This is a genomic window from Ohtaekwangia sp., from assembly GCF_036568665.1.
In the GTDB taxonomy this organism is placed as follows: domain Bacteria; phylum Bacteroidota; class Bacteroidia; order Cytophagales; family Cyclobacteriaceae; genus Ohtaekwangia.
The window spans coordinates 1-2,449 of the sequence record NZ_DATCSD010000039.1 but is presented as its reverse complement, the minus strand read 5'-3'; the positions used below and the strand labels follow the sequence as shown (position 1 = coordinate 2,449).

The 2,449-nt window shown below is 40.3% G+C and carries 3 protein-coding genes and 3 tRNA genes; all 6 read left to right on the top strand.

Annotated features, from left to right (window positions below):
• Window positions 1–1,192 (top strand): DNA replication/repair protein RecF (recF, locus tag VIN08_RS01915; protein ID WP_331959378.1); only part of this gene is annotated, 1,192 nt, incomplete at its 5' end.
• Window positions 1,193–1,214: 22 nt separating this feature from the next.
• Complete coding sequence (locus tag VIN08_RS01910; RefSeq protein WP_331959375.1) at window positions 1,215–1,559, top strand: DUF721 domain-containing protein; 345 nt, start codon at window positions 1,215–1,217, stop codon at window positions 1,557–1,559.
• Window positions 1,560–1,752: 193 nt separating this feature from the next.
• Window positions 1,753–1,835 (top strand) — tRNA-Tyr (locus tag VIN08_RS01905).
• Between the two features lie 78 nt (window positions 1,836–1,913).
• A tRNA-Gly gene (locus VIN08_RS01900) sits at window positions 1,914–1,986 on the top strand.
• A 91-nt stretch (window positions 1,987–2,077) separates the two neighbouring features.
• Window positions 2,078–2,149, top strand: a tRNA-Thr gene (locus VIN08_RS01895).
• 205 nt (window positions 2,150–2,354) lie between these two features.
• Window positions 2,355–2,449 (top strand): GTP-binding protein (locus tag VIN08_RS01890; RefSeq protein ID WP_331959381.1); only part of this gene is annotated, 95 nt, incomplete at its 3' end.

Genomic DNA, 2,449 nt, shown 5'->3' with positions numbered 1-2,449 from the left:
TTTTGTTGTAGCAGGCATATCCCTATTTTTGATCCGAGCTGCGAAAATAACCCCCCAACGAACATTAGCCAAACTTTCAAGGCAATTCCTCATGTACCTGGATGAACTTCATTTGCTGAATTTTAAAAACTACCAGGAAGCCAATCTGCGGTTTTCACCATCTGTAAACGTTTTAGTAGGTAAAAACGGGAGCGGAAAGACCAATTTACTGGATGCAATTTATTCGCTGTCTTTTACAAAGAGTGCCTTCGCTTCTTCGGATACCTACTGCATTTTGAATGGTCAACCGTTCTTTATGATAAAAGGAAAATTCATGAAAGATGGCCGGTTGTATGAATTGGTAAGCTCGGTTCAGACAGGATCAAAAAAAACTTTTCGGGAAGAAGGACTTGATTACCAGAAGCTGAGCGATCACATCGGAAAATACCCGGTCGTTTTGATCGCGCCTGATGATGTGGAGTTGGTACGCGAGAGTAGTGAGTCGAGAAGGAAATTTTTCGACAGCATTATATCACAACTCGATAAGACTTACCTCGAGGCTCTCATGCAATACAACCAGGCCCTAAAACAGAGAAATAGTTTGCTGCGCTTGTTTCAGGAGCGAGGCATATCGGATTGGCTTGCGCTTGAATCGTATGATCAGATTCTGATTCGTGTGGGCCAGTTGATATTCACCAGGCGTTCTTCTTTTGCCGAAGAATTTTTGCCTGTATTCAGAAAATATTTTCAATTCATTGTAGGTCAGGAGGAGGTCACCAGTCTGGAGTATGTGTCGGAGCTAAAGGAAAAAAGTTTTGAAGAAGGTTTATTAAAGAACCGACAGAAAGATGTACTTCTTCAAAGGACTTCTTTTGGGATCCATCGGGATGATTACCTCTTTACATTGGGTAACGGTGATTTGAAAAGACTGGGTTCGCAAGGACAACAAAAGTCATTTGTCATAGCACTCAAGCTTGCTCAATTTGAGATCATTGAAAAGATAAAAGGATTCAAGCCTATACTTTTACTGGATGATATTTTTGATAAGCTGGACGATTATCGTATTTCGAAACTTTTAAGTCTGATGAAGAATGAGTTAGGCCAGTTGTTTATAACTGATGCCCGGCCCGATCGAACAGGTGAATTATTGAGATCGATCGAAACATCAGCGGCTATATTTTCAGTTGATAAAGGGATCATAACAACGACTTAACAACGCTAGCGATTTAAAATTTATGGATCGCGCTCAAGAGAATGCAGGCTTGTATATTTGTGCCATGTCAAAAAAATATAGAGGAGGCGATGCTCAGTCAGTAGGAGATGCGATCCGCGAACTGCTAAACTCATATCGTCTCTCTACTAGATTTGATGAGGCCAACCTGATAGAATCGTGGGAGAGAATTGTAGGAAAGCCTGTTTCCAAACGAACCAAGAAACTCTTTATAAAAAATAAAGTACTTTTTGTTGAATTCGACTCTCCAACCATGCGCAAAGACTTTTCTCTGTATAAGGCGCAAATCCTTGAAATGTTCCGGAAAGAATTCGGAGAAGGAGTTATTACAGAGATAATTCCGCTATGATTGAACTTTTCTCGTGAAAGAATTTTCGAAAATCTCTTCATAAGTTTTGAAAAAGTGGAAAAGCGTATAATTTTGCACTCCTGTTTTTAAAAGGGCTGACAAGACAGCACGGCAAACAGGTTAGTTCTAAGAAATACTGGAGTATCATTCACATAACCTGTAAATGGTTTAGTGAAGATGGATAATAACAAAAGGGGGAATACCAAAGCGGCCAACTGGGACAGACTGTAAATCTGTTGTCTTATGACTTCATAGGTTCGAATCCTATTTCCCCCACAAATGTTCAATGTTATAGTCGATGTTCTAAAGTTTACAGTGCTTTGAATTTAATAACTATAAACCTTGAATCAATACGCGGGAGTAGCTCAGTTGGTAGAGCGATAGCCTTCCAAGCTATAGGTCGCGGGTTCGAGCCTCGTCTCCCGCTCTCACTTTGAGTCGTTATCTGTTAATCGTTATCCGTTGGTCGTAACAAATACGGTTAACGAAGTAACGGGTAAATGTATAACGGCTATCAGGCTGTTGTAGCTCAGTGGTAGAGCACTTCCTTGGTAAGGAAGAGGTCGTGAGTTCAATCCTCATCAACAGCTCTCTGAAAAAGAATGAAATGTTCGACAATAAGCGCCAAGATGTAGCGAATCTCGGCTGTCAGCATTCATAGACATATTGGATAACCCTTTTCGAAAGGCTTAAAATGTTCAGGGTGTTAGTTTGGCAGAAGGCCAGGCTTCATGAATAAGCGAAACAAATTTCATAACACTAATAATTTTAAACTTTTAACTGGGATTTTCAAATATGGCTAAAGAAAATTTTGATCGTTCGAAACCACACGTTAACGTGGGTACTATCGGTCACGTTGACCACGGTAAGACTACTCTTACTGCTGCGAT